26 protein-coding genes are annotated in these 24,925 nt (G+C 37.5%); 1 reads left to right on the top strand and 25 read right to left on the bottom strand.

Features of this window, described 5'->3' with window-relative positions; genetic code table 11:
- Positions 1-10: 10 nt before the first annotated feature.
- The 24 genes from EPR_RS05020 to rsmH all read right to left on the bottom strand — a co-directional run bounded on the left by EPR_RS05020 (position 11) and on the right by rsmH (position 22,845).
- A complete protein-coding gene (locus EPR_RS05020) occupies positions 11-898 on the bottom strand; it encodes an NAD(P)H-dependent glycerol-3-phosphate dehydrogenase (RefSeq protein WP_200762168.1) in 888 nt (295 codons plus the stop codon).
- Positions 895-1,605, bottom strand: coding sequence for a potassium channel family protein (locus EPR_RS05025; RefSeq protein ID WP_200762169.1), 711 nt, complete (start codon positions 1,603-1,605; stop codon positions 895-897). Before EPR_RS05025 ends, EPR_RS05020 begins: the two co-directional genes overlap by 4 nt.
- The gene (locus tag EPR_RS05030; protein WP_200762170.1) at positions 1,586-3,181 is read right to left on the bottom strand and encodes a potassium channel protein; all 1,596 of its coding nucleotides are present in this window, start codon (positions 3,179-3,181) and stop codon (positions 1,586-1,588) included. The genes EPR_RS05025 and EPR_RS05030 overlap by 20 nt, the downstream gene beginning before the upstream one ends.
- Positions 3,178-4,611, bottom strand: coding sequence for an Asp-tRNA(Asn)/Glu-tRNA(Gln) amidotransferase subunit GatB (gene gatB, locus EPR_RS05035; RefSeq protein WP_200762171.1), 1,434 nt, complete (start codon positions 4,609-4,611; stop codon positions 3,178-3,180). The genes EPR_RS05030 and gatB overlap by 4 nt, the downstream gene beginning before the upstream one ends.
- Before the next feature lie 91 nt (positions 4,612-4,702).
- The gene (locus tag EPR_RS05040; RefSeq protein WP_200762172.1) at positions 4,703-5,257 is read right to left on the bottom strand and encodes a thiamine phosphate synthase; all 555 of its coding nucleotides are present in this window, start codon (positions 5,255-5,257) and stop codon (positions 4,703-4,705) included.
- On the bottom strand, positions 5,235-5,516 hold the full coding sequence (locus EPR_RS05045) for a hypothetical protein (protein WP_200762173.1): 282 nt from the start codon (positions 5,514-5,516) through the stop codon (positions 5,235-5,237). Before EPR_RS05045 ends, EPR_RS05040 begins: the two co-directional genes overlap by 23 nt.
- 8 nt (positions 5,517-5,524) lie before the next feature.
- On the bottom strand, positions 5,525-6,205 hold the full coding sequence (locus EPR_RS05050) for a F0F1 ATP synthase subunit A (RefSeq protein WP_200762174.1): 681 nt from the start codon (positions 6,203-6,205) through the stop codon (positions 5,525-5,527).
- Between the two features lie 87 nt (positions 6,206-6,292).
- Positions 6,293-7,051 (bottom strand): TIGR02757 family protein, encoded by a 759-nt coding sequence (locus tag EPR_RS05055; protein ID WP_200762175.1) that lies wholly within the window; start codon positions 7,049-7,051, stop codon positions 6,293-6,295.
- Between the two features lie 95 nt (positions 7,052-7,146).
- Positions 7,147-7,869 carry an LPS export ABC transporter ATP-binding protein gene (gene lptB, locus EPR_RS05060; protein WP_200762176.1) on the bottom strand — a complete coding sequence of 241 codons (723 nt, stop codon included), beginning with the start codon at positions 7,867-7,869 and terminating at the stop codon, positions 7,147-7,149.
- Positions 7,862-8,272, bottom strand: a complete 411-nt coding sequence (tsaE, locus tag EPR_RS05065) for a tRNA (adenosine(37)-N6)-threonylcarbamoyltransferase complex ATPase subunit type 1 TsaE (RefSeq protein WP_200762177.1) — start codon at positions 8,270-8,272, stop codon at positions 7,862-7,864. The genes lptB and tsaE overlap by 8 nt, the downstream gene beginning before the upstream one ends.
- On the bottom strand, positions 8,272-9,261 hold the full coding sequence (gene trpD, locus EPR_RS05070; RefSeq protein WP_200762178.1) for an anthranilate phosphoribosyltransferase: 990 nt from the start codon (positions 9,259-9,261) through the stop codon (positions 8,272-8,274). Before trpD ends, tsaE begins: the two co-directional genes overlap by 1 nt.
- 66 nt (positions 9,262-9,327) lie before the next feature.
- Positions 9,328-9,579: a S4 domain-containing protein gene (locus EPR_RS05075; protein WP_200762179.1), complete on the bottom strand. Its 252-nt coding sequence runs from the start codon at positions 9,577-9,579 to the stop codon at positions 9,328-9,330.
- Complete coding sequence (locus tag EPR_RS05080) at positions 9,558-10,022, bottom strand: methylated-DNA--[protein]-cysteine S-methyltransferase (protein ID WP_200762180.1); 465 nt, start codon at positions 10,020-10,022, stop codon at positions 9,558-9,560. Before EPR_RS05080 ends, EPR_RS05075 begins: the two co-directional genes overlap by 22 nt.
- Positions 10,023-11,825 carry a menaquinone biosynthesis decarboxylase gene (locus tag EPR_RS05085; protein ID WP_420827471.1) on the bottom strand — a complete coding sequence of 601 codons (1,803 nt, stop codon included), beginning with the start codon at positions 11,823-11,825 and terminating at the stop codon, positions 10,023-10,025.
- 126 nt (positions 11,826-11,951) lie between these two features.
- Entirely contained in the window at positions 11,952-12,890 is a 939-nt protein-coding gene (gene hemC / locus EPR_RS05090; RefSeq protein ID WP_200762181.1) for a hydroxymethylbilane synthase, read from the bottom strand.
- An 11-nt stretch (positions 12,891-12,901) separates the two neighbouring features.
- Positions 12,902-13,744, bottom strand: coding sequence for a DsbA family protein (locus EPR_RS05095; protein WP_200762182.1), 843 nt, complete (start codon positions 13,742-13,744; stop codon positions 12,902-12,904).
- Positions 13,713-14,108 carry an FxsA family protein gene (locus EPR_RS05100; RefSeq protein ID WP_200762183.1) on the bottom strand — a complete coding sequence of 132 codons (396 nt, stop codon included), beginning with the start codon at positions 14,106-14,108 and terminating at the stop codon, positions 13,713-13,715. The genes EPR_RS05095 and EPR_RS05100 overlap by 32 nt, the downstream gene beginning before the upstream one ends.
- The gene (locus EPR_RS05105) at positions 14,105-15,802 is read right to left on the bottom strand and encodes a proline--tRNA ligase (protein ID WP_200762184.1); all 1,698 of its coding nucleotides are present in this window, start codon (positions 15,800-15,802) and stop codon (positions 14,105-14,107) included. The genes EPR_RS05100 and EPR_RS05105 overlap by 4 nt, the downstream gene beginning before the upstream one ends.
- Positions 15,799-17,109, bottom strand: a complete 1,311-nt coding sequence (gene hemA, locus EPR_RS05110) for a glutamyl-tRNA reductase (protein WP_200762185.1) — start codon at positions 17,107-17,109, stop codon at positions 15,799-15,801. Before hemA ends, EPR_RS05105 begins: the two co-directional genes overlap by 4 nt.
- Positions 17,109-18,011, bottom strand: coding sequence for a polyprenyl synthetase family protein (locus EPR_RS05115; RefSeq protein ID WP_200762186.1), 903 nt, complete (start codon positions 18,009-18,011; stop codon positions 17,109-17,111). The genes hemA and EPR_RS05115 overlap by 1 nt, the downstream gene beginning before the upstream one ends.
- 26 nt (positions 18,012-18,037) lie before the next feature.
- The gene (locus EPR_RS05120; protein ID WP_200762187.1) at positions 18,038-18,316 is read right to left on the bottom strand and encodes a DUF2018 family protein; all 279 of its coding nucleotides are present in this window, start codon (positions 18,314-18,316) and stop codon (positions 18,038-18,040) included.
- 93 nt (positions 18,317-18,409) lie between these two features.
- A complete protein-coding gene (locus EPR_RS05125; protein WP_234697081.1) occupies positions 18,410-21,529 on the bottom strand; it encodes an efflux RND transporter permease subunit in 3,120 nt (1,039 codons plus the stop codon).
- Positions 21,530-21,631: 102 nt separating this feature from the next.
- The gene (locus EPR_RS05130) at positions 21,632-21,919 is read right to left on the bottom strand and encodes a hypothetical protein (RefSeq protein WP_234697082.1); all 288 of its coding nucleotides are present in this window, start codon (positions 21,917-21,919) and stop codon (positions 21,632-21,634) included.
- Positions 21,920-21,927: 8 nt separating this feature from the next.
- Complete coding sequence (gene rsmH / locus EPR_RS05135; RefSeq protein ID WP_200762188.1) at positions 21,928-22,845, bottom strand: 16S rRNA (cytosine(1402)-N(4))-methyltransferase RsmH; 918 nt, start codon at positions 22,843-22,845, stop codon at positions 21,928-21,930.
- An 80-nt stretch (positions 22,846-22,925) separates the two neighbouring features.
- Between rsmH and EPR_RS05140 the strand changes: the two genes are divergently transcribed.
- The gene (locus tag EPR_RS05140; RefSeq protein WP_200762189.1) at positions 22,926-23,495 is read left to right on the top strand and encodes a class II aldolase and adducin N-terminal domain-containing protein; all 570 of its coding nucleotides are present in this window, start codon (positions 22,926-22,928) and stop codon (positions 23,493-23,495) included.
- On the opposite strand, the gene EPR_RS05145 is transcribed toward EPR_RS05140, so the two are convergent.
- Positions 23,492-24,796, bottom strand: coding sequence for an adenosylmethionine--8-amino-7-oxononanoate transaminase (locus tag EPR_RS05145; protein ID WP_200762190.1), 1,305 nt, complete (start codon positions 24,794-24,796; stop codon positions 23,492-23,494). The genes EPR_RS05140 and EPR_RS05145 overlap by 4 nt on opposite strands.
- Positions 24,797-24,925 lie beyond the last annotated feature (129 nt).

The following is a 24,925-nucleotide window of genomic DNA, read 5'->3' on the forward strand; positions in this document are numbered from 1 at the left end:
CATAGCCCTCTTAACTTTTTAAAAGGTCTTCGAGACTCTTTCTGGGATCTTTTCCGTCCAGTACTTTTTTTACTTCCGATGCTATCGGTATGTAAATATCTTTTTGCCGTGCAATTTTTTCTATAGCCGCAGCAGTGTAAACTCCTTCTGCTACTTCTCCCAGCTCTTCCAAAATTTCATCAATCTTTTTTCCAAGTGCCAGACCAAGTCCCACACGATAATTTCTTGAAAGAGTACTGCTTGCCGTCAAAAAAAGATCTCCCGCACCGCTCAGCCCCAGAAAAGTCTCTTCCTTGGCGCCGAAATATTTTCCAAATCTCTCCATCTCAACCAGCCCTCTTGCCAAAAGGGAGGCTCTGGCATTGTTTCCAAGCCCCAAACCGTCGCATATGCCAGATGCTATCGCTATTACGTTTTTATAGGCTCCAGCTGTTTCTGCTCCTATTATATCATCACTTATATATGTTTTGATAAAATCCGGAAAAAATGAGGAAAAGCTGCGTGCAAGTTCAAGATTGGTTGAATTTACAACTAAAGCCGTCGGCAGGGACTTCAAAACCTCTGCTGCGAATGATGGCCCTGAAAGATATGAAAGATTTCCTTTAGGTAGATACTCTTCGTAAATTTCGTTTAAAAATCTTCCTGTTTTTGCATCTATGCCTTTGGAAGCAACAAGAACTTTTTGGTTTTTGAAAGAAAAATTATTTTTAAGCCATTCATCGGTTATCTGTGCCGGAAGTGCAAAAACCAGATATTCGAATTCAAGAATGTCCCTTAAAGGAAGGAAATTTTTCAACTCTTTTTTAGATCTGGAAGTAATATAAACTTTACATTTTTGGGAAAGGGCGAATGCCAGCGCCTGTCCCCATTTTCCTCCGCCTATAATTCCAATCTTCATTGTGCACTCTTTTTAAGTTCGGTTTTGAATTTCTCTATATCGTTTTTTTTGCCTATAACAACAAGAATATCACCTGCATCAAGTTTATGATTTATTCCTCTGGTTATAAACACAAACTTGTTTCCCATCTCCTTGTCAACTACGCCAACAAGAATCAGATTGAAACTTTTTTTCAGATCGATCTGTTTTATATATTTTCCATCCAAAAAAGAGTTTTTTCGTATCTCAATCTCATAAAAGCCTATATCAGAATCCATATATAGCATATCTTCTATCGCCTCAAACATAGCAGGTTTTTCAAGAAGATGAAATATCTTGTTCGCACTTGCCTCCATCGTGTCTATTATCTTATCTGCACCTGCTAGTTTCAGTTTTCTTTCACTCTCTTTGGATTCGCATATTGCTATAGTCTCTATTTTTACAAACAGAGCTTTGAATGTAATTGCCAGATATACATTCTCCTCTTCATTATCCATCGCACAGAAAATTTTTACGAAATTTTTTTCCCTTAAAAGCGAAACAAGCTCTTCGTCACTCTCTATATCAACAAAAAACAGTTTTTCATAACCGTCTGTTTTGGCTTTTTTAAGCCTTTTTCTGTCGTTTTCGGCAATATAAAGAGAATAGTCTCCCGCTAAATATTTAGCGATTTTTTCGCCATATCTTCCATATCCGAATAGAAGTATATTATCTTTTTTTTCTGACATGTTCCAAACTGCTTTCAGTAACAATTGATTTAAAATTTGAAATGCTTATATTGTATCCCATGATTATTAATATATCATTTTGCCTCAAAATAAAATCATCGTCGGGATTGAAAAAAAATTTCTTCTTGTGTGGAATTCTGTTCTTTTCATCCTCTCTCACAATACCAAGAAGAAGTATCTTATATCTGTCAAAATTTATTTCGCCAACTTTTCTGTTTTCCAGAAGCGATCCTTTTAGTACTTCCACCTGATCGCAGACTGCATTTTTCTTTTCAGAGAGTATATTAGTAATAGCCTCGATAGCAATCGGCTGTTCTATAATTTTCGATGCGATAAGTCCAGCAACATCATATGGCGAAATAATATAGTCGGCTCCTGCCAACTTCAGTTTTTTATACGCATTTTTATCAAAAGTTCTTACGATAATCGGCACACTCTTACTAATGCTTCTTACATTCAAAGTTATAAAAATATTATGCATATCTTCGCTCGTAAGAGAGATTACAGCTGAAACTTTTTTTTCAATTCCCAATTTCATCAGGAATTCTCTATCTGATGCGTCTCCCTTAATGGCAAGATACTCTTTTTGCAATGCGTTATTTACTCTTTTACCGTCATTATCCACAATGACAAAACTCTTTTTTTCCCTTTTTAATCTGTTTGCTAGAAGTTCACACAGATGACTGTATCCGCAAAGAAGATAGTAGCTTTCAAGTTTCTCTATATTTGACAAAATTCTATGCTCTTTGATTTCACTCATTTTTTCACTAAATGCAGAAACTATGATAGAGGTTGCAAATGATATAAGCCCTATTCCAGTTAAAATTACTATAAGTGTTATACTTCTGCCCTCTGTCGTAACAGGAGTAATATCACCGTAACCCACAGTTGATATAGTTACCAAGGACCAATAAAAGGCGTCAAATAAAGAGTTGATGGAAGGATTTTTATGCTCCTCAAAAACGTATATGCTTATACCGGATATCAATACGATAAAGGCTACAAGAAAGAGTAGCGTGATAAGTTCTATCTTTTTGGATGAAAGAACCTGTAGAAACTGTGTTATGCTTCTGGAGTATCTAAGAAGTTTGAAAACCCTGAAAAGCACAAATATTCTTAAAATTCTCAGCTCCCTGTAACTTGGCAGAATTGCAAGCAAGTCGATAATTGCCAAAGGGGAAATTATGTATTCAAATTTCTTTTTGATAATCTCCTTTAAAACCTTTTTTGTATCAAACTCTTTTTCGAGGAAGATAGACTGTTCAAACTCTTCTATAATGATTTTTCTGGAATCGTTATATACCCATAACCGAAGAAGATATTCCACAATAAAAATTGCTGTTACTATATAGACATCATATATTACAAGCCATTTGTCAACAGGATGAGTAACTTCCTCTATAATGATAGCTACACTGGAAAGAACCAGAAATATCATAAAATAGTCAAAATATTTTTTATATTTATACTCTTCATTTTCCAGCAGATTATAAAAAAAAGCTTTTGCTTTTTTATAACGGGGGGAGCCCTCAAGAAAGAAGGCCAGGTCAATCAAAAGTTTTGAAATTCTTTTCAAGTGCCGAGTCTCTTTTTAAGTAATTCGTTTACTTTTTTTGGATCCGCCTTACCTTTGCTTGCTTTCATTACCTGTCCTACGAAAAAGCCGAAAAGTTTCTCTTTACCGGATCTGTACTCTTCCACTTTTGCTTCGTTTTTTGCAAGTATATCATCTATCATAGAAAGAATGGCGGAATCGTCGCTTATCTGTCTTAAGCCCAACTTCTCAATTGTCTCATCAACAGAAATATCATTCTCCATAAGATAATCAAGGACATCTTTTGCGGCTTTTCCGCTTATCGTTTTATCTTCTATTCTCATAACAAGCTGTGCCAGTTTATCAGCGTTTACAGGGGATTTTTCGATACTTTGACCTATTTTGTTAAGTCTTGCTGAAAGTTCAACTGTCAGCCACGTAACTGCATTTTTGGCTGATATTCCGTGTCTTAGCATCTCCTCAAAAAATTGAGCCGTCTCCATTGATGAGGTTATCAGTGCCGCATCGTAAGGTCTGATACCATACTCTTCAATAAAACGCTCTTTTTTCTGATCCGGAAGTTCGGGAATGTTTTTTGTCTCATCAAAAAAGCTGTCAGGAATAATGACCGGCAGAAGATCAGGATCGGGAAAATATCTATAATCAGCACTCTCTTCTTTGCCTCTCATACTTTTCGTGATGCCCTTATTTGAATCAAAAAGTCTGGTTTCCTGGACAACTTCTTCTTCATATACCCCGTCTTCCCACGCCTCTATCTGTCTTTCTACTTCATATTCGATAGCTTTTTGAATAAACCTGAAGCTATTTAGGTTCTTTATTTCAACTCTTGTGTAGAGTTTTTCATCCCCTTTGGGTCTTATAGAAACGTTAGCATCACATCTGAAAGAGCCTTCCTGCATATTTGCATCGCTTATTCCCAGATATCTTACAATCGCATGCAGTTTCTTAAGATATAAAACGGCTTCTTCACTGCTTCTTATATCAGGTTCGCTTACAATTTCTAGCAAGGGTGTTCCGGCTCTGTTAAGGTCAACTTTACTGTAATTGCCTTCATGAATATTTTTCCCAGCATCTTCTTCAAGATGGGCTCTTGTGATACCTATCTCTTTCTTGCTTCCGTCTTCAAAATCGATAACAAGAGTTCCCTTTTCTACGATAGGTATTTCAAACTGACTTATCTGATAACCTTTAGGAAGATCGGGATAAAAATAGTTTTTTCTATTGAAAATCGATTTTTTGTTTATTTGTGCATTGACGGCATATCCAAACATCATAGCTTTTTTTACCGCTTCTTCATTTATGACAGGCAGAGCACCAGGCAGTGCAAGACATGTGGGACAGGTGTTTTTATTCTGTCTTTCGGCAAAACTTGTCGGACAGGAACAAAACATTTTTGTTTTTGTATTCAACTGCACATGAACTTCTAGACCTATGACTACTTCAAATTCCATACTATTCCTTATTTTCTTGATTGGATCATCTGATTAGAACGATAGTAGACTGATTGCAAAAATATAATGAGTTTTTCAGTCCACTAACATGCTAACTAACAAAATATCTTATAGAGGCGAAACCGAAACATCCTGTTTTGGCAACTTTTTTTACCTCTTTATCGGTAATTATCCCGCCAAGTGCAATAACATCGATAGGTATTTTATCAACAATTTCTTTTAACTTCTCTAAACCTTGGGGGCGGCCTTTTAAAGGAGTATAAAAAACAGGACTGAAAGTTACGGCATCGGCACCCATTTTGTAAGCTTCCTGTGCCTCTTCCAAAGAATGGGTGCTTGCTATTACATATAAACCTTTTGACTTTGCAATTGGTATTTTGAAAAAGTCGGAAGTTGAAAGATGAACTCCGTATGCTTCAAGAGCCAGAGCAGTCTCTATATCGCTGTGAATGATGATTTTTTCTATACCTGCTTTGCGAGCCGTATCGGTAAAAGCAGATGCAAGGGCTTGGAATTTTGAAGTTTTTTTATCTCTAAAACAGACAAAGTCTGGTTCTTTTTGCAAAAATATTTTATATGCTTTCTCTTTGACACTTTTAGGAGTTTTTCCGTAGTATTCAGGATCAGATATCAGATAGCTTTTCATTTGAAAGCCTGTCTTTTATTTCAGACAGCAGCTTAGTCTGTTGCTTTAACTCTCTGTATTTGTCTATCTGCAGACTTGCTATCTCAAGGAATATTATAAGCACAAGCCAGAAAAATGCTCCGAATATTGCACCTGCGATAGCTGTAAATAGTCCGAAAGGATAAAAAAAGTCAAATGCAAAAAGGGCGCTTAGAAGCGCCAGCGCCCAGGAAATGCCGAGCAGAAAACTGATAAGTACTTCTACAGCACTTCTACGCACAAAGAACCTTACAGGGACTCTTCGTGAAGCATTATCGCTCCTGCAAGATATACATATGTAAGTATCATAAATATAAACGTTTGTAAAAAAGCCATAAATAGAAGAATAGCAAATGCAGGAAGAGGCACAAGCCACGGCGCAAGCATCAGAAGAACCCACAAGAACAGGTCGTCACCTTTGATATTACCAAAAAGCCTGAAAGAAAGAGAGATTATTCTTGATATGTGAGAAACTATCTCTATAGGAAACATTAAAGGAGCAAGCCATTTTACCGGTCCGGCGAAGTGCGCGAAATAGTGTACAAAACCATTTTTCTTTATACCTTCATAGTTGTAATAGACAAAAACTATCAAAGCAAGTGTAAGTGTAAAATTGATATTCCCTGTAGGGGACTCAAAGCCTGGTATTATCCCTATTATATTGGAAACGAATATAAAAAGACCAAGAGTTGCAATCAGCGGAAGATATTTTTTCGCATTTGTTTCGCCTATTACATCTCTTCCCATTGAGATTACACCTTCGAGATAGGTCTCCATAACGTTTTGCATACCTTGAGGAACGACTCTTAGCGACTTTGTAGCTGCCTTCGCCAAAATCAGCACAATCAGCGCCGCTAGAATAGTGTGTGCCACAAATACAAACGAGTGATCATGGGAAATCATACCAACAAACGTAAATATTCCTTCCATATTTTCTCCTGTAATTAATTAAACTTTGCGAATTTTACCTAATTTTTAATTAATGGTAACTAAATTTATGCACTGGATAAAAGATATTTATATCTTTTTCTCCTGCCCTATCCTGTAGAGTGCAAAGTCATACTTGACAGGATCGTTTTTGTCAAACTCTTTCAGTTTCTCGGTCAACTCTATGGCAGCTTTGAGATCACAGCTTTTTCTTTTCAAAAGGCCAAGTTTCCCAGAAACTTTAAATGTATGGGTATCAAGAGGTATTATCAGATCTTTTTTTTCCACCCTCTTCCATAGACCAAAGTCTATATTGTCCTCCCGAACCATCCATCTTAGATACATATTCCATCTTTTCAGAGCTGATGAGCCCGATATTTTCAGAGGGGCTTTTCCTATCAAAAAACGGTATCCGTAAGAATCATATCTGTTGACTTTTTCAAGTGCCGATATCAAAGATACTAGGCCGTCAACACAGCTTTGCTCTTTCTTATATCCTTTTAAAAAGATGTTTTCGAGGCTATCTTCTGAGGCTACTCTTTTAAGCGTTATAAATATATTTGCAATATCATCCGGACTTTGGAACCTGTAATAGCTGTTTTTAAGAGATTTTTTTATTTTTTCTTCACTGCTTTCAAGAAGAGAAAAATCAAGCGAATCAAGAAACCTCACTATCAAAGAGGCTTTACCATAGGCAAAAAGAGAGCAGATAAGTGAAATTTTTTCATCTTTATACCTTCTAGCAACCAAAATAGGATCGGGATTTTCATAACTGATTTCAAAAAAATTGTCTCTTTTTTTAACCTCTTCATCCAGCAGTTTTTTTATATCTTCACTTTCACCTTCCACCTTCACCCCTTTATCAATCCGTTCGCTTCATTCACTGTTTCGTTAAACCGGCGGAGGCTATCAAGCTCCCTGCGCTTGACGCGTTCTCTTCAAATTTAAAATTTGAAATGCTCACCCAGATAATGAGCTCTTACATCAGGATTTTTGGCTATCTCTTCACTGCTGCCTTTAGCAAGAAGTTTTCCGCTTCTTATAACGTATGCCCTGTCACAGGTACTCAGAGTTTCGCGTACGTTATGATCAGTTATAAGAACTCCTATACCGATATCAACAAGCTGTTTTATAATATTTTGGATATCGACTACCGCAATCGGGTCGACTCCGGCAAAAGGCTCATCAAGCAACAAAAATTTGGGGCTGTTTACAAGCGCTCTTGCAATTTCAGCTCTTCTTCTCTCGCCGCCGCTGAGGCTTATCCCTTTTCTATGTCTGATAGGCTCGATATTGAACAGCTCCAGAAGCTCATCCACCCGTTTTATACGCTCTTTTCTGCTTTCAATTCCCACTTCGGCTGCGAGCATGAGATTGTCCTCTACGGTCAAATCTTTAAAAATACTCGATTCCTGGGGAAGATATCCTATGCCGATATGCGCTCTTTTATGAAGAGGAAGAGTTGAAATATCTTTGTCGTCAAAAAACACTTCACCCTCGGTCATATCGATAAGACCGCATATCATATAAAAAGTCGTAGTCTTTCCGGCACCGTTTGGCCCCAGAAGTCCTACAACCTCCCTGCTTTTCACTTCAAGGGATATATTTTCTACTATTGTCGTACCTTTTATCACTTTTTTCAGGTTTTTGGCTGTCAGTTTATGCATTATAAACCCTGTATACTCTTTTTTCGTTTTTTGGTTCTATCTCTACAACAACAGTTTTAAAACCGGCGTTTTTCAAAAAATTCTCCAGTTTTTCATCTCCCCATTCTACAAAATGGATACCCGGTCTGGCCAACTCTTCCAAAAGACCGAGTTCCATAAATTTTTTCAGGTCCGTTCTGTAGAGGTCATAATGATAGATATCTTTATCATATATCTGCTGTATGGAAAATGTGGGAGAGGTTACATTTTCAACACCGCAGCTTTTGGCAAACTCTTTTACCAGAGTCGTTTTTCCGCTGCCGAGATCTCCTCTTAAAATCACTACCCCTCCCTCTTTGAGCAACTCTTTCAAATAATCGACAACTTTTGTGAGGGAGTCAAGGCCTGATTCGAATGTTTCCATTATTTGCCCAATCTTTTGGATGTCTCTATTATCTGGGCCAGTTTCTCCGAAGCAGCACCGCTTTTTACAGCCTCTCTTGCTATCTCTATCCCCTCTTTGATATTTTCTGTTTTGCCGTCAACTACGAGAGCGGCTCCTGCATTGAGAAGAACGATATCGAGCTTGGGGCCTGTAAGTCTTCCATCAAGAATATCTTTTGTTATTTGGGCATTTTCAATGGCATCGCCGCCTTTTACCGCATCAAACGGCGCTCTTTCCAAACCATAATCTTCCGGCTTTATCACAAAATCCTCAATTTTCGCATTTTCAAGCCTGGAACAGTATGTTATATCGCTAATGCTTATTTCATCCATGCCATCTTTACTGCTTACTACCATCGCACTTTTGGTTCCTATCAGTTTCAAAGCCTGGGCTATTTTATCTATATACGAAGGAGAAAAGACACCGATAAGCTGTTTTTTTACTCCTGCCGGATTTGTTATTGGACCCAGTATATTGAATATCGTTCTGTGAGGAAGAGATTTTCTGATAGGCATTATAAATTTCATTGCAGGATGGTGATTTATTGCAAAAATGAAGCAAAAACCGGTCTTCTCCAGCATTTCAACCTGTTTTTCGGGTGATAGATTTAGATTGATTCCCAAGGCCTCGAGCATATCAGCACTGCCCGATTTGCTTGTTATACTTCTGTTCCCGTGCTTGGCAACATAGCAACCGCAGGCGGCCAGAAGCAAAGAGACCGTGGTGGATATATTGAAACTTCCGCTTTTATCTCCGCCCGTGCCGCAGTTGTCGATAAGTTTGCCTCTAAGCTCTTCACTGACAGGAAGTTTTACGGAGTGCTCTCTCATAACTTCTGCAGCGGCCGCTATCTCTTCGGCACTCTCGCCTCTTTTATATAACTCTACCAAAAAAGACCTTGCTTCATCTTCGCTCATCTGATTACTAAATAGTCTCTCAAACTGCTCTTTTGCTTCTTGAAAAGTCATGTCTTCTTCCTGAAAATTTTTAAAATTATACCATCAACCCTTTAACTTTTTCAGTTTTTTGCCTCGTTACTTTGTAACCTCTTGAATATATTCATCTTTTTTGCTTTTGGGAATCGTTTTTGTTTCAGGTATTTTCAACACCTGATATCTTTTTTCTCCGCTTAGATATTTTATGGTTATAATATCACCCACTTTAACCTCTTTGGATGCTTTTGTTAAAACATCATTTAAAAAAACGACTCTGTTTTCAATCATATCCTGGGCAATCGCCCTTCTTTTTACGATATTTACCGCATTCATAAATTTATCGATGCGCACTTTTCAAACTCCAAAAGTTTTTTCTTAATGTGAATACCTCCGTTATATCCACCTATCCCATACTTTGATACAACTCTGTGACACGGCACAATAATCATAAAAGGATTGCTTTTCATCACCTGCGCTACTGCCCTGTAAGCCCTGGGTTTTCCTATATTTTGGGCTATTTCCCCGTAACTTTTACATTTTGAAAAAGAGATTTTAAGAACTTCCTCGGTTACAATCCGTGAAAAATCCGTTTTTCTATTTGCCAAAGGGGGTAAAAAACCGGGCTCTTTCCCCGCAAAATAGAGTTCAAACCACTCCTTTGCCAGTCCGGTAACATAGTTGGCATTTACATTTCCGGGTTTTGTAACCAGATCGATTCTGAGAATCTCTTTATTGTCTGCTACAATCTCAAGACAACCTATAAAACATTTGAAATAGTCTTTGAAAACATGCATTTAAACTATCTGAAACCTTCTCAAAAACTCTTCATCAACATCGATAAGAACTCTCTTTTTTAGATTTTCTATTACATCTTTGTCACATACCGTATCAGGCGGCCACTCTCTTTCAAAACCGTCAAGTCTGTTTTTATTGGTTCCATCGATCATGATAAAAGGCTCTAACAGCACATCTCTTTTGGCATCTATATTATTTACAACACGCCAAATCAACATATACGGATTGTTCAAATCATTTTCATCATAATCTACTACAACCAGAATTTTTATATGATATTTAAGAGCTTCAATATCTTCAAAAAGTTTTTTGACACATCTTTGTTTGTTATAGCTTATGAGGGTTATCGGATTTTTGGTATCCTGTTTGTACTGTCTGAGCCCTATTACATTTGGATCTATCTTTCTGAACTTCTCCAAAAGCTCTTCATCGCTTAAAAGTTCTATTCCAAGTTCATCTATCTCTTCACCGGTTGCATCGACCCCAAGTTTCCCGCCAACAAATTGAACATCGCTTGAATGATCAAGATGGTCTACCACCCCTTCGCTTATCAAAATATTTTTAGGTGAAATACGGTTCAAGATATAGGATGAAATATTTTCATAATCGCTTAGCTTAGGAGCATCTTCTCCCGTAAATATCGCATGTTTTACAAAACTCATCTGACCAACACCCCAGAATGCATGCATAAACTGTTTGGCATGTCCCGGATACATAGTTTTCATTTTTGCCAAAATGAGATTGTGAAAAACTCCGTTTTCAGGCATATGGTAGTCAATCAGATCACTAGCAGTAGTTTTTAATAGAGGCAGAAATATCCTCTCAGTCCCCCATCCCATATATTTATCTTCCAGCGGCGGTTTTCCTACTACAGTAGCAGTAAACACAGGATTTGCTTTGGATGTTATTTTTGTAACTTCCATTACGGGAAAAGGTTCGGGAAGGGTATAGTATCCCGTATGATCCCCAAAGGGACCCTCTATCTCAAATTTCTGGGGATCTACAAAACCTTCTATCACCACATCAACATCTTCCGGAATCCAAATATCGTTGGTCAAAGATTTAACAAGTTTCGGATTTTCGCCTCTTATAAAGCCATATAGAAGTAGCTCGAACAGTTTTGGAGGCATTGGTGCCTGTCCGCACCAGATATACAGCGGATCGCCTCCCACGGCGACAGTAACAGGCATCTTTTGTCCTGCTTCTCTATACTCATGAAAAAAGTGAGCACCATCTTTGTGTATCTGCCAGTGCATACCAAGTCTATGCCTGTCATACATCTGCAGTCTGTACATTCCCACATTTTGAATATCGCCATTGAGCGTTTTGGTATATACCTGTCCTGTGGTGATAAACTTACCCCCATCCATAGGCCAGGTTTTAAGTATGGGAAGCTTTGTCAAATCTTCGATCTCTTTTTGTTGACATACCCCCCGACCTTTGACTCTTTTTGGAAAAACGTTTTTGATTTTGAAAAGTTTGGTCAAAAGGTCGATTTTTTCCCCAAAACTTCTCGGTGGTTTCATGTGTAGAAGCTCTTCAATCTCTTTGGCAATCAAATCGGGATGTTTTCCGAGTATTTTTGTAGTCAGATCGAAGTTTGCAAATATATTCATAAGAACAGGCATTTTATATTTAATATTCAGTTTTCTATCGATAGGGTTTGTGAAAAGAAGCGGTTTTGAATCGGTTTTTTTTACCTCTATATAGGCAATATGAGGAATTTCCAGATTTACATCCAACTCTTCATCTATGACTCTCAATCCACCCTGCTCTTTTAAAAACTCTATTACATTATCTATCCTCATCATCGATGTTCCTCATGATTTTAACTCGTAATTAGTGACTAGTGACTGGCGATAAATAAAAATTCCAAAGGGAAAGAGGCACACAGGGATTTGCCTCTTTCCCAAATTGCCTAATCGAATTTATTTAAAAGCAATCTCTTCAGCCCGCTTTAGAAGCTCTTTAGCTCCGTTTTCTATCATAGAGTCTGCAAGTATATTTCCAAGCTCTTTATAGTTCTCTTTTGTTCCTATCACTTTATCTTTCAAAAGCTCTCTGCCGTTTGGAAGACCTATAACGGCTTTAGCTATTACATCACCGTTCTCAAGAAGCTCAGCCCTCACGCCTATCGGCACCTGACAGCCTCCTTGAAGCCTGTCTACAAACGTCCTCTCCACCGTTGTCTCTATCATAGATTTCTCGTCATTCAGCACAGATACGATTTTAAGAACATCAGGGTCACTGACACTCTCTATACCGAGCGCAGCCTGTCCCATAGCGGGAATCATCTTCTCTGTATCGATCGGAGAAAAGTATCTGACCTCACCGGTAAGTCCCAATCTGTTCAGACCAGCAGCAGCAAGTATGATGGCATCAAACTCTCCGTTTTTGAGTTTTCTTATCCTGGTATCAACATTTCCTCTCAAATCTTTGATATTGAGATCTGGTCTCAGATGAAGAAGCTGCATTCTTCTTCTGAGACTAGTAGTCCCTACAACAGCACCTCCGGGTAGCTCTTCTACAGAAGAGTATTTTTCGCTGAGCATCGCATCTCTTACGTCTTCGCGCTTCGTTATTGCACTGAGCACCAGACCCTCAGGCAGTTCGGTAGGCACATCTTTTAGACTATGAACGGCCATATGGGCATCGCCTTTTAGCATGGCATCTTCAAGTTCTTTAGTAAAAAGCCCTTTCCCACCGATAAGAGCTAAAGGAGTATCCAATATTTTGTCACCTTTTGTCTTGAAGATACGAAGTTCTATCTCCATTTCGGGAAAATGGTTTTTCAGTTCTGCTTTTATATGTTCCGACTGCCACAGGGCAAGTTTACTTCCTCTTGTTGCAATTACCAGTTTTTTCACCTATCTCTCCATTATTTGATATATTTTTTGTATTCGTCTTTGTCCAAAGATATATCTTTTTTTCCGTCAAGGAAAATTGTCGGCGTTCCTTTAACCATCAGTTTTTGTGCCGACTCCATATCATGTTTGAGATGTTCTAGAACCCATTTTTGGTTTATATCATTTACACTAAGCTTTGTCCCGAGTTTTTTGTTAAGCTCCTGAAGAATATCTTTTTCATCAGTCAAAGTGGGATCAAAGTCTGTTTCGTATATTTTTTTTATAAGATCTTTTCTGCCCTCTTTTTGAAAAATTATCATCGCTTTTGCAATAGTTGGAGCAGCCGGATGAAGCTGTGCTAACGGAAGATGATAATAGTAAAGTGCAAATTTGTCAGGGTATTTTTTCACATCTTCTATAATTACAGGAACTATATCTTTACAGAAAGGGCACAAAGGATCGCTGAAAACGACTATTTTATGCTCTGCATCTTTTTTCCCGTATAAAAGCCTCTTATTATCATAGAACTCCTGTTTCAAAGTTGGAGATATTGATTTTTTCAGACTTCTGTTGGTTTTAAGGTCTATGAAATCCGGAGACACCATATCACCTTTTACAAAAATAACATCACCGCCTGCTATCTCTCTTTTCTCTTTTCCTCTTTTGAGAACTAGATCAAATCTTATTATATAAGCATCCCATCCAGCAGGTTTTTCTACCGGCTGTTTTTCAACTATCTCCACTTTTTTTACCTCAATCGAAGGATTTTTGCCAAGACCTTTTTTTACAAATTTGATTATCTGGGCATCTGTTGCGCCAAAAAGTGCGGTTGCAGCTATAATACTAACGCTCAATAATTTCAACATCGATGACATTGTCGTCTCCTTCATCTTTGGGTGGTTTTTTTCTCAAATGCAGTATTTTGCTGGCAAAAAATTTGGCAAAAACTCCAAACTGTAAAAGTATTCCTATGATATCCGTAAAAAATCCTGGAATTATCAGCAAAAAAGCTCCAAGAAGTGTATAAAGATTCAATGACTCAAACTCTTCAATTGTAATCTCTTTCCTTGCAAGAGCCATAAGATACTCGCTGGATTTATATTGAAATCTTGCCAATATAAAAAAACCGAGCATAGCAGATGCAATAATCTCTACAAATGTCCATATCGGACCTATGACACTTGCTATATTGACAGAAACAAAAACTTCAATAAAAAGGTAGAGAAGAAAATAGATCATTTGAGTATATCCGTCAAATATTCGAAAACTTTATCTTTTTCAACTTCAGTTTTTTCAAGAGTTTTTCTATCAACTATCTCTATTTTTCCCTCTTTCAGAGATTTTCCGACGATAACTGCATATGGAAAACCTATAAGTTCAAAATCTTTCATCTTAAATCCGAATCTCTCATTTCTGTCATCGAGTATAACTTCTACCGAAGCTGATCTAAGCCTATCATACAACTCTTCGGCAAAATTTTTCTGCTCTTCATCTTTTATATTCGATACAACGATATCAACTTCAAAAGGGGCTACGCTTTTTGGCCATATGCACCCTTTTTCATCATGATTCTGTTCGATTATAGCGGCAATAAGGCGACTTACGCCGATACCGTATGTCCCCATAACAAACGGTTTTGACTTTCCGTTCTCATCAAGAAAATTTGCCTCCAGAGGTTCAGAATATCTTGTTCCAAGCTGAAAAATATGTCCGACTTCTATCCCTTTTGTCAATAGCAGCTTTCCTCCGCAACCAGGACACTTATCTCCCTCTTTTACCTCTATAATATCTGCAAATTCCGCTTCTATATTGCCAAGATCGGCACCTACCATATGATACTCTTTCTCATTTGCTCCGCATATCATATTTGCCGCATTTTTTAAAGAGCTGTCAAATAAAACTCTCACTTCTGTTTCAAAAGGCCCTATATATCCTGGTACAAGGCCTGCATTTTCAAGTTCTTCCTCGCTTACATCAACAAGATCGTTTGCACCTATAGCAGAGAGTGCTTTGGTTTCCTGAAGTTCATCGCTGCCTCTTAAGAAAAATACCACTATCTCTTCATGGTCGTCATATATCGCTTTTTTTGCCACGGCTTTAACAAGATAGTAGGGATTTACTTTGAAAAAGTCGCTAAGTTCCCCAATAGTTTTAACCCCTGGGGTAAAAAATTTGCAAAACTCCGCTTCAGGAGGCTCACAAGGAGCCTCTGGTTGAGCCCTTTTTGCCGCTTCTATATTTGCAGCATATCCACAAGAATCACATACTACTATAGTATCTTCACCGCTGTTTGCAAGAACCATAAACTCTTTGCTTCCGCTTCCCCCAATAGCCCCGCTGTGAGCTTCCACAACTCTGAAATCTAGCCCCATTTTTTCAAAAATTTTTCTATATGTCTCTTCCATAAGTTTAAATTCTCTAACCATGTCTTCATGGTCGGCATGAAAACTGTATCCGTCTTTCATTATAAATTCACGACCTCTTAAGAGTCCAAATCTTGGTCTAGCCTCATCTCTGAATTTCAGATTTATCTGATAGAGATTCAAAGGAAGGTCTTTATAGCTGTTTGCTCTGTTTTTGACAAGTTCGACCATCATCTCCTCATGAGTAGGTCCTAAGACAAAACAGTTCTCACGCCTGTCTTTAAATCTCAACAACTCTTTTCCGTATTTAGCCAACCTTCCGCTCTTTTCCCAAAGTTCGCATGGAGTAACAAAACCCAGTTGAACCTCCTGACATCCTGCATTGTCAAGCTCATTTTTTATAATATTTTCTATTTTTTCAAGTACCTTTTTACCAAGTGGCAGAAAATTATAGATTCCGCTTGCTACCTGATTTATAAAAGCTCCTCTTACCAGAAAAATATGGCTTGGAAGCAGAGCATCTTTAGGTGCCTCTTTTTGTGTCGGTATAAATGCTTTGCCAAACCTCACGCTTCACTCCTGACATCCATATGATATTCGCATTTGTATCTGTTAAGAGAGGTCTCTTTGCCTCCGTTTATATCAAAAAAGTATTTTATTGACTCTACTATCGTATCGCCTGATGGCTCTTCCGCAACTTTTTTGAGATTGACAGTGGGTCTATGTAGAAAAGTATTGAAAGCGTTATGAAGTATTTTTGTCACTTCTTCTTCGTATTCTGCCGGAAGATAACCCTTCTTTATCGCTTTTTTCAACTCCTTAAGACTCGCTTCTCTAGCTCTGTTCCTTATCTCTTTTATAATTGGGTCTACAGATAGCGACTGTAGCCATTTAAAAAACTCCATAGTAAATCTGCCGACTATCTTATAAGCAATTGACGCCTGCTCTTCTCTCAAAGCGAGGTTTTGATTGACAATATCCTGCAGATCATCGACACTATATATATTTACATTTTTACATGAACACTCTTCTATATCTCTTGGAACCGCCATATCAAACCAGTGCCTTTCAAACTCTCTGGGTTCAATCATGTCCGGTGTAATTATTGGGTGTGGCGCACCTGTAGCGGTAAAAAGCAGCCTGTATCTGTTGAGAAGGTCTTTGATATTTGAAAAGGGTTCCGCCTGAGCCTGAGAACCGAGCTCTTTTACAATCTCTTTCGTTTTTTTGAGATCTCTTCCTATTAGGATAATGTTGCATCCGTTCGATATAAGATGTTTTGCTGCTAAAAGGCCCATTTCGCCTGTCCCCAAAATCAAAGCGGTATATCCGCCAAGCGAACCGAGTATAGACTTTGCTTTTGCTACTGCGGCACTTGCAACGGAAACGGGATTTTTGGAAATATCCGTACTGTTTCTTACGGCCGCCGCACACTTAAATGCATAGTGCATAACACGACTCAGTTTTTGTGAACAATATCCTTTTTCAAAAGACTCTTTGTAAGCGTCTTTGAGCTGTCCCGATATCTGCGTCTCGCCAATAACAAGACTGTCAAGAGCGGAAGCAACGCTGAATATATGGTGTATAGCGCCGTTGTCTTCGTATATATCGGCTCTTCCTTCAAGCTCTTCAAGAGAAATCCCTGAATTTGAACTCAGAAGAGAGAGTATATATTCGGTTGCTTTATAAGGGTCTTTTACACTAGCAATTACTTCCACTCTGTTACATGTAGAGAGAATTATAACTTCGTTTATTGCCCTGTGTTCCATAAGTTTTTTATAGGTTTTTTCTCTGATTTCGGGTTCACTTAATGCCAATTTCTCTCTAACGGTTACATCGGAGTTTTTGTGTGAAAAACTTATAACTAAGTACTGCATCAATAAGACCTCTCTATTAGATTTTTCATAATTGCTGTCAAATCGCCACCTCTATCATCACTCTCTATGCTTTTAAGCGCTTCGAGTCCAAGTTTTTTGGCAAAATTATGTGATTTCTGAACTGAATCATATTTTTCAAACATCTCTTTTATCCACTTCGACTCATCTACATTTAACTCTTTTCCATGATATGAAACAAGTTTCTGTTTTTCCTCTTCGGTCATATCATTGTAAAGATATATGTACGGTAAGGTAGTTTTGCCCTCTTTATAATCGTTTAAAGCCGGTTTACCAAGAGTTTTTTCATCTGAAACAATATCCAAAATATCATCAACAATCTGAAAAGCAATCCCCAGATTTTTACCGTATAGACCATAATTTTCAGGATTTTTGTTTGCAATGACTGCAGCTGAGGCTGCGCTTGCCTCTATCAAAGAGGCTGTCTTTTTGTAAATCATATCAAAATAGAGATCAAAATCCGGATTGAATCTTTTGGAAAGTTCAACATCCATCATCTCACCGATACTCAGAAGAGTAACAGCATTTGAAACTCTTTTTGCTATCTCCTCTCCCATCGAGACCAGCTCATAGAAAGCTTTTGAATAAAGTATATCTCCAAGCATAATGGAAGTTTTATTGCCGAATAGCGCATTTAAAGAGGGAGCTCCTCTTCTTGTAAGTGCATCGTCGATAACATCATCATGCAACAGACTTGCAGCATGTATAAGCTCTATAATGGCAGAAAGTTTGACCGCTTCTTTGCTCTGTGGCGCAATTTTGAGTATAAGTTTCGATCTTAACCTCTTTCCTTTTGGTAATTTTTCAAAAAGTTTTACACTTGTTTCATCATCAAGATCTTTTACAAGAGAAACAAGTTCCGTCTCTACAGCCTCAAGATTCAAACTGTTCCTTTTTCAGATTTTAAGTTTTATTCGCTTTCGCTTAGAATATTTCCCATAGATTCTATATATAAAGAGTTTGTTCTGTTCTCAATCTCTTCTGTATTTTCAGGTTCAAATGATGCAATTTTCTTTTCTACATCTTCGATTCCCAACTCTTTTTCAACTATGAGCTCAAGTGCAGCCATTCTACGCATCAATCTTTCAAGTTCATTATGTACAATGTTTCTGTTTGCGTGAAAAACTATATCAAAAAATTTGCTTTTTGGCGTCCCCATCAAAAAATCATCTTCATCATTGAACAACATTTTTACCCCCTCTTAATTTTAGAGATTTAGTATATCATACCAACAATGAAAATTATCAAAAAAACGATAATAAAAATTTATAAAGTTGCTCAGTTATTTTTTTGTGTTTCTATTATACCCGATTTTATCCTCTATTTTATATACAATACTGAAAAAAAGCGGAACAAAATATAGGTTTAAAATAGTCGCCCATGCAATTCCAAAACCAAGCGTCAGAGCCATTGGCTGAAGTATCAAAGACTGTCCTGACGCAAAAAACATCAATGTGGAAAGTCCCAGAACAGTTGTCAAAGATGTTAGCAAAATAGGTCTTAACCTCATTTTGGCCTTTTTAAGCAGACACTCTGTATCTTTGCATCTTTTGATAAAGTCAAGCATAATAAGGCCGTCATTTACAACAACCCCTGCAAGTCCTACAATCCCAATCATACTCGGCAATGTAAGATTGATACCCATGATTTTGTGACCTATCAGAACACCCAGTAACGAAAGAGGAATAGAACTTATAACTATAAGTGGCAGCACCACGCTGTCAAACATCCATACAAGAGCAAGAAAAATAAGGAAAATAGCGATTATTGCCGCTTCTGCAATTTCAAGTTGCACTTTTTTATTTTCTTTCTCTTCGCCTTTTATAATTATTTTCACACCCTCTTTTTTTATCTCATCCAAAACCGATGAAACCTGTTTATAAAAATCTCCCGAAGTAAGAATTTTTTTATCCAAAGAGGCATAAACTGTTCTTATTTTTTCGCCGTTCTCTTTAAAGTATATATCAAATCTTTTTATAAACTCAAAATCGGCGACATCCGTCAACTTTACCTTTTCTGGGCCTCCTGGAACTGAAATTTCAAGATTTTTCAAAGTATCAAACCTGTCTTTGTCAATGGAAGCAAATTTTATTTTGAGAAGATTGCCCTCTTTGAACATTTTGGCGTATTCACCTTTTAAAAAAAGCGGCTTTAGTGCGGTATATAGGTACTGCTCTGTAATTCCTAATTTTTCTCCGTAATCATTTATCAGAAATTTAAGCTCTTTTTTGCCCTCCTTCGCGTCATCGTTTATATTGTAAACCCCATTTATCTTTTTCATTTTCTCTTCCATCTTTTTGACAGCCCACAAAATCTTTTCATCATCTGAAGCGCTGAAAGATACCTCTATATCGCTTTTTACTATTCCGGCCTGCGGGACTATGATATTGAACTCTTCAAAACGCCGGTCTGTGATAAATTTTTCTGTTATCTTTTTGATTTCATCGGCAATCTCTCTGGCTGAGCGCTCTCTTATCATATCCGAATCATCATACTCAAAAGAGAGATAGGGATTTATATATTTGTCAACAAAATTTTTTGGCTTTGGTTCATGCAAATTGATAAATATATGAAAATAGTTGTCTCCCATTTCCGGCTGGTTTTTTGCATCAAGTTTCATTCCTATAACGGAAGTTACGGATGAGATCTCATTTTTTTTGATATGTCGGAGTATCACTTTTTCAACTTCCGTTACTATTTTTTCGGTATCGAAAATGTCATTGTTTATATTTACCCTTCCCGACACATATATCTGCGTTGTGTCAAATTCAGGAAAGAGTTGAAACTTGGACTGTTTGAAGAGATATATCGTAGAAAGAATTATTATCAAAGCCATAGAAATAAAAGAGATATACTTTCTTTTCAAAAGCCGGTTCAAAACAGATACGTATATATCTCCCATTTTGTCCCAAAATCTTTTGCTTCTCTCTTTTTTTTCGGAAACCTTGAGTATATCCTTTGCATGCAGAGGAAGAAAATAAAAGGCTTCGAAAAGCGAGCTTACAAGAAGTATCGAAATCATTATGGGAAGAATCTTCAGAAACATTCCCATTTCGCCACTGAGAATCAACAAAGGCAAAAAAGCAAAAACTGTGGTAGCCGTGGCCGTAAGTACCGCTGGAAACATCTCAACTGCACCGTCAATAGCAGCTTGTCTTCTCTCTTTTCCCATCTCAAGATGGCGGTAAATATTTTCTGCAACCACAATCGCTTCATCAACAAGCATACCAAGGGCTATCAGCGCACCTAGCAAAGAGAGCATATTGAGACTGAATCCCATCATTTTTGCCGCAATAATGCCTATCATGAAACTAAGAGGTATTCCCATGCCTACAACTGCCGCTATCCTTGCATTTACACTTAGAAGCAGCGATGAAAATACAAGAAAAAGTCCGAATATAAGATTGGAAGTTACTGTATTTAGTCTGTTTCTTATCCATATTGAGGTATCGGTATATATCTCAAATGTAAATTCGGGATATTTTTCACCAAACTCTGCCAAAAGTTTTTTTATCTCTTTTACAAGCTCTATAGCATTACCTTCTTTCGATTTGTTTATATTTATGGAAACATTTGGCTTTCCGTTGAAATGGGAAAGCTGATCGGGATCGCTCAGAGTAAAATCGACTCTGGCTATATCTTTTAGATATATCTTTTTGCCGTTTACATTAATAATTGTATTTTCAAGTTCGGATTTTGTCTTTTTTCCGTTTTGGGTGCTTAAAAAAAGATGATTGCCCTTTTCTTTGATATCCCCTATAGGAAATATTGACGAAAGTGAGCGGACCGCATTTACAACCGAGTCGATTGCAAGGCCGTAGGCATCTATCTTTTTTTCGTCAAAAGCTATGAAGAGCTCTTCATCCGCATCGCCTCTTATAATGATGTCGCTGAGATTTTTTATATTGGAAAGTTCTGACTTAAGTCTATCTGCAACTTCAAGCAGCTCTTTTTTTCCTTTCTCTGTTGCAATAGCCACAAGAACAAGTGGGAATGTCTGTTGCGCAATTTTTGCAACAGGCTCGTTCATATCGGAGGGAAGATTTGGTTTTACTTTTGCAATCTCATCTTTTACGTCATTGAGTAGAAGAATTTTGTCAGCCCCGGGCTTTATATCGGCTGTTATGGAAAACATACCGTTTTTTACAACCGAATCCAGCTCTTTTATATCACTGAGATTTTTTAGATTCTCTTCTATCTCTTTGACAGCCATCTTGTCCAGTATATCGGCACTTGCACCTGGATATGAGCCGGTTATGGTAATTTTGTCCAGAGAGGAAGGGGGAAATATCTCTTTTGGGATATTTATATATGAAAAAATTGACAGAATAAATATAAACAGCAGAAAAATATGATTGAGTATCGGTTTGTCTATAGCAAATTCAATAAATTTTCTTATCACTATCCGCCTTTTTTATCCTATAGGTAAAGTACTTTATTTGTAAAAACAATTATAAAAACTGTCTGCTTTACATCGGGGTCTCTTTATACTTTAAAAAAGAGATTAAAACATAGTATCAAGTATTTGATTTTTAAACTTCAACGACTCAAGCTGTTGTCTAAGAAGCCTGTTTTCCTCTTTGAGCGAATCATACTGCCTCAAAAGCCTGTTTAAATCCCGACTTTTGTAGTATATATGGTTTCTAAGATAGATTTTCGGAAAGGAAAAAGCAAATACTATTACCATTGCCAGCAGAACAGTTATCAAAAATTTCGCATCCAGATTTTGATAACTCTCTTTTGTTTCTTCAAAACCGCTTAACAGCTCCTTTTTTTCACTGTTGCCAATCATTTCAATCCTTAAACCCTAAACCTGAAAACTCTCATTTTTGCACTTCTGCTTCTGGGATTTGCTCTTATCTCCTCTTTTGTGGCTGTTATGGGCTTTTTTGTGAGTATCTCACCCAAAGCATTATCTTTGCCACATTCGCACCTTAAGCTTTCCGGAGGGCATATACATCTTTTTGCCCACTTTTTAAATCGGTTTTTTACCATTCTATCTTCAAGGGAATGAAAAGTTATGATTGCGAGTTTCGCTCCGGCTGGTCTTGCTTCTTCACAGGCATCCAAAAGTCTTTTCAATTCGCCCAATTCATCATTTACTTCTATCCTCACTGCCTGAAAAGGCAAAGTAGCCGGGTGTATTTTTCCGCTTTTTGGAAAATGGCGGGAAATTATCTGTGCAAACTCTCTGGCACTTTCTATCGGTTTTTTGCTTCTTGTCTTTATTATTATGTCGGCCAGTTTTTTATAATATGGAACTTCCGCATACTCTTTGAAAATCTGCTCCAGTTTTTCTCTTTCATAAAAATTAAGCACATCATATGCGGTAAGTTCCGAACTTTTGTCCATTCTCATATCCAAAACCGGACTCTCGAAAGAAAATCCTCTCTCAATCTTGTCAAGCTGTAAAGAAGATACGCCGATATCGGCAAGTATGCCACAAAGAGGCAGATGAAGATACTCTCTGATTTTCTGTGAAAATTTTCCCCTAACCAGTCTTACTCTCTCTTTATATTCAAAAAGTCGCTTGCGTGAAAACTCAAGAGCCTCTTCGTCACGGTCGATTCCAATGATTTTTATATTTTCATTGCTTTTTAAAAGTGCTTCGCTGTGTCCGCCATATCCCACTGTACAATCTATGAAATATCCATCTTTACAATCACTGAAAATTTCTACAACTTCGTCTCGAAGCACCGGAATATGCGGTATATGCAATCTGACCCTTTCTTTTGACTTCATATATTAGAGTATAATTACAGGTATAATATCAAAAACATACTTTCAAAAGGGTTATTGTGAACAGTGCTACAGTAGAACTTTTAAGAAAAATATCGCTGTCTTTGTTTAGAAAAAACTTTTTCGGTGTCTATCACGGTTCAATTTCCGCCAAAATCGAAGCCAACAAATTCATAATAAATAAAAAAGAAGCAATATTTGACGAAATAGACGAAAACTCTCTTGTTGAACTATATTTCAAAAAAGATTATAGATGGCATGACGCAAGCATTGATGCAGAAATTCATAAATATATTTATGACCATATAAACGAGGCAAAATTTATCTCATATTCAATGCCGCCTTTTATAACATCATATTCATTGAACTACAACAAAATTTCTCCCAAAGATTTTTTCGGAAAGACAAGATTTGGAGAGATTACAGTATATGACCCCAAAAATTATGATGACTGGTACGAAAGAGCTCCTGCTGAAATAGTACACCATTTTCAAAAAAACAGGTGTTCTATTATGGTGATAAAAGGTTACGGAATCTATACATATGACAGAGATGTTTTCCAGATGGCCAAAAAGATAGCAATTTTGGAAAACAGTTGCAAAATTCTGCTATACTCCTCAATTCTTTAACTCCTTATTACATTTTTTATCCCCTGATAAGCTGTCTCCAACATCTTGTCAATCTCTTCATGATTTATCACATACGGAGGCATAAAATATATCACATGTCCCAGAGGCCTTAAAATTACGCCGTTTTTCAGCCCATATTCATAAATTCTGAGACCTATCCTCTCCTTCGGACTGTATCCTTTCAACTCTACGGCTGCTATCATCCCTGTCTGCCTTACCTCTTTTACATTGGGAAGCTTTTTGAAATCATCCAGTTTTTTTGAAATATACTCTATTTTTTCAAGGTTTTTTTCCAGCACGTTTTCTTTTTCAAAAATATCCAGGACCGCATTGGCAGCAGCACATCCAAGCGGGTTTCCCGTATAACTGTGCGAATGAAGAAAGGCTTTATACTCATTATAGTCACAGTAAAAAGCATCATATATCTCATCTTTTGTCAGAACAACAGCCAGAGGCAGATATCCTCCGGTAAGTCCTTTTGAGAGGCACATAAAATCTGGACTGACGTTTGCCTGTTCGCATGCAAACATAGTTCCCGTTCTGCCAAACCCAACCGCTATCTCGTCGGCTATCAGATGTATATCATATCTGTCGCAAAGTTCCCTCGCCTTTTTGATAAAAACGGGATGATACATATGCATATATCCTGCACACTGAACGAGCGGCTCTATGATGAGTGCCGATATCTCTTCATTTCTCTTTTCAAAAAGCTCTTCCATTTTTTCGGCAGCCTCAAATGCCGCATCTTCACTGGTATCTTTTGGCACGGGAGTCTGAATGGAGCGTATCAGGATCTCTTCATAAGTGTCCTTATAAAGCTCCACATCTCCAACCGAAAGAGCCCCTATAGTCTCCCCGTGATAGCTGTTGGTCAAGGATACAAACAGCGGCTTTGTTCTGCCTCTGTTTTTATGACAGTGAAAACTCATTTTCAAAGCTACTTCCACAGCACTTGAACCGTTGTCGGCATAAAAGCACCTATTCAACCCTGAAGGTGTTATTTTTGTAAGTCTTTCGCTCAACTTTATAATAGGTTCATGTGTGAAACCTGCAAATATGACGTGTTCAAGGTTTTTGAGCTGTTCTTCTATCTTTTTATTTATTTTTTCATTGGAATGTCCGAACAGATTTACCCACCAACTGCTTATAGCATCAATATAACCGTTGCCCTCATAGTCATACAGATAGACGCCTTTGCCTTTTTTTATAGGAATAAGAGGCAAAAACTCGTGGTCTTTCATCTGGGTGCATGGATGCCAGATATGCGCAAGGTCTCGATACATCAACTCTCTGTTTCCCATTTTCCATCCTTGTGACATCTTTGGACATTTTGTCATATACTGCCATTATATTCCGAAAATCACCAATTTATAGTAAATTAATAACATTTTTCATACAATTTAAAAAATTTTTGATATTGGACCGTAGTT

Origin of the sequence: Nitrosophilus alvini (genome assembly GCF_015100395.1) — a bacterium.
Classification (GTDB): domain Bacteria; phylum Campylobacterota; class Campylobacteria; order Campylobacterales; family Nitratiruptoraceae; genus Nitrosophilus; species Nitrosophilus alvini.